The following is a 2639-nucleotide window of genomic DNA, read 5'->3' as shown; positions in this document are numbered from 1 at the left end:
GGTATGAGTTGCGGTAGAGCTCTTCCGGATTGTTGGTGGCGGGCAACGCCGCGACCACCGTATCGGATTTGCCGGCCTTGGGCGCCGCCCCGGCGACTGGCGCGGTATCCTGCGCCGGCGCGGTCGATTGTGTGTTGCCGCCGGCATCGATGACATTGCCGTTCTTGTCGACGGTGATGCTGCCGAAGGTCTTTTCCGGCGCTCCCGTACCGGGAATAACCTTGCCGGGGTCGCCATCCGGAGATTCGACGATGACGTCCTCGACCGTCTTGCCGACTGCCGATTGATCGTTGGCGGGCTCGGCGCCGGCATCGGCCGGCGCCCGTGTTGCCGGGGCCGCCGCCACGTTGTTGTCGGTGCCGGTGGTGGCGTCCGATTTCTTCTGCGCCGGCGGCTGTCCGCCTTGCGTGCCGCCACCTTCCAGCTGCTGGAAGCGGAATTCATTATCTTCCTGCTGCTTGCGGATCTGCTCCTGCATTTGCAGGACCTGGAAATTGAGTTCCTCGATCTTGCCGTTCATCTGCCGCAGCTGCTCTTCCAGGCTGGTGACAGCGGTAGGATCGGACTGCACCAGCTGAACCTGGTCCGGTTTCTTCTTTTGACCAAAAAAGCCGGGCAATTCGATACTGGGAAGATGGAAGGTAAAGCCGCTGTCGGTTGATTGCCCTGTGCCGCTCGCCCCGGTGCCGCTAGCCAGGGCGGTGACGCCTGATAGGAGCAGCAGCGCAAGCGTGCCGCTCAGAACCGATCTCAAATGCATGTGCCTCTCGCAGTGATTTCGTTAGCTTGTTCGCGCCTTCCAATCAGAATGGGACCAGCCAAGCGCCCTCGGCTCATAGCAGGAGCCGAGACTTCGGCCAAATTTTGTTTCGGGCATCCGGATATGAAAAAGGCGGCCCCAAGGCCGCCTTTCGCACAAGTATGTTGCATTTTTACCGCTAGACGGCCACGCGTCCTTTGACGCGCCGGTCCATGATGCCTCAGGAGCCAGCGCCGCTAAGCGTAGTGACCGCGCGGCGATTCTGCGACCAGCAAGAGATGTCGTCGCAAACCGCGACCGGACGTTCCTTGCCGTAGGAAATGGTCTTGAGACGGCTGGCCGAGACGCCCTTGGCGACAAGGAAGTCACGGGTAGCGGCTGCGCGGCGGGCGCCGAGCGCCAGATTGTATTCGCGCGTTCCGCGTTCGTCGGCATGGCCTTCGACGACGATGGCATACTGCTTGTACTGGTTCAGCCACTGTGCCTGGCGCGAGAGCGTCGTCTGCGCGTCGGCACGGATCGAGGTCGAGTCCGTATCGAAGAAGATGCGGTCGCCAATGTTGACGGTGAAGTCCTGCGCCGATCCGGGTGTTGCGGCGCCGGCGCCGTTAAGGCCAAGATCGGCCGCGTTGTTCGGCGTCTTTTTCGAGGCGCAACCGGCGATGGCGAGCATCGCCACCAGCGCGATCATGACCGGGTTTCTGGTAAGTGCTGCAATACGGCCCATGCCGCCTCTCCTTCGTAATTCGAGTGGTCTAATTTGAGTGATTTCGTTGATCACCCAGTAACCACGTTTGGGTTAACCGGCATTCAAGAAACACGGTTAAATTTTGGTTTAAGCTGCCCGTCCGCAGCCATTGGCCATGAGCCACAGTTGGCGCGGACCCTAGGCGGAAATACGGCCAAAACGCGACAAAGAGATGGAAAAGAGGAATTGAAGAGTTGGGGAATTGAGGAACTGAAGAGAGAATTCACTTCAGCTTTTCTCTCAGATTGATCAGCATGCCGTAGATATGGGCATAGGATCGCAGCCAATCGTCGTGTTGTGCCTGGCTGATGTATCCAAGGTCGAACGCTTAGGAAATCCACGTCTCCACTTCGCTGCATGACCCATTGCCATCGAAATGAACCGCGCGAATTCGGGTTTGGAGTGAGTCTGCTTGGCAAATCCCTCAGCCAAATTGGCGCAGATTCCCTTGCTGGAGCGACGCAACTGATCAGCCAGTGCGTATTGCTCCATTTTCGGGAAGGCGAGCGTAGCTTTATGCACGTCAAGAGAGACCACATAAGCGCGCTTATAAACCTCTAGATCCTTCGCACGCTTGATGTGGCCGCCCGCCTTCTCCATTCTTCAGTTCTTCAATTCCCCAGTTCCTCAGTTCGTCTCTTACTCCAGCAGCGGCGACCAGGCAGGGTCCGAAGCGAAGTTCGCCGTCGGGATCGATTGCTCGTTGCGTCCGGTCAGATCGACCGAAACCAGTTTGGGGCCACCGGCGGAATCGCGGAAGAACATCAGCACGCGGCCATTCGGCGCCCAGGTCGGTCCCTCCTGCTGGAAGCCGGAGGAGAGGATGCGCTCACCCGATCCATCGGTCTTCATGACCCCGATCTGGAATTCGCCGCCGGTCTGCTTGGTGAAGGCAATCAGGTCGCCGCGCGGCGACCATACCGGTGTCGAATAGACGCCGTCGCCGAAGGAGATACGGGTCTGGCCCGAACCGTCGGCGCCCATCACGTAGATCTGTGCGCGGCCGCCACGGTCGGAGGTGAACACCACCTTGCTGCCGTCGGGCGAATAGGACGGCGAGGTGTCGATGGCGGTCGAGTTGGTCAGCCGCGTCGTCGAGCGGCTGCGCAGGTCCATGGCGAAGATGTTGGA

The 2639-nt window shown here is 59.9% G+C and carries 3 protein-coding genes and 1 pseudogene; all 4 read right to left on the bottom strand.

Annotation, left to right across the window (positions count from 1 at the left end):
- Window positions 1-760, bottom strand: a 760-nt coding sequence (locus ENZ74_RS28400) for a tol-pal system protein YbgF (RefSeq protein ID WP_127313167.1), incomplete at its 3' end; no start/stop codon positions are given.
- A 220-nt stretch (window positions 761-980) separates the two neighbouring features.
- Entirely contained in the window at window positions 981-1487 is a 507-nt protein-coding gene (gene pal, locus ENZ74_RS28395; protein ID WP_013529149.1) for a peptidoglycan-associated lipoprotein Pal, read from the bottom strand.
- A gap of 270 nt (window positions 1488-1757) precedes the next feature.
- On the bottom strand, window positions 1758-2108 hold the full coding sequence (locus ENZ74_RS28390; RefSeq protein ID WP_224618753.1) for a four helix bundle protein: 351 nt from the start codon (window positions 2106-2108) through the stop codon (window positions 1758-1760).
- A 39-nt stretch (window positions 2109-2147) separates the two neighbouring features.
- Window positions 2148-2639: pseudogene (locus tag ENZ74_RS28385) on the bottom strand (PD40 domain-containing protein); the annotation flags it as partial.

This window comes from Mesorhizobium sp. M7A.F.Ca.CA.002.15.2.1 (genome assembly GCF_003998715.1).
GTDB lineage: Bacteria > Pseudomonadota > Alphaproteobacteria > Rhizobiales > Rhizobiaceae > Mesorhizobium > Mesorhizobium ciceri.
This window is presented reverse-complemented; position numbering and strand designations above follow the sequence as displayed.

Bases quoted from the DNA above. Each gene is read 5' to 3' on its own strand.
- pal (WP_013529149.1), bottom strand. From the start codon at position 1,487: ATGGGCCGTATTGCAGCACTTACCAGAAACCCGGTCATGATCGCGCTG.
- ENZ74_RS28390 (WP_224618753.1), bottom strand. From the start codon at position 2,108: ATGGAGAAGGCGGGCGGCCACATCAAGCGTGCGAAGGATCTAGAGGTT.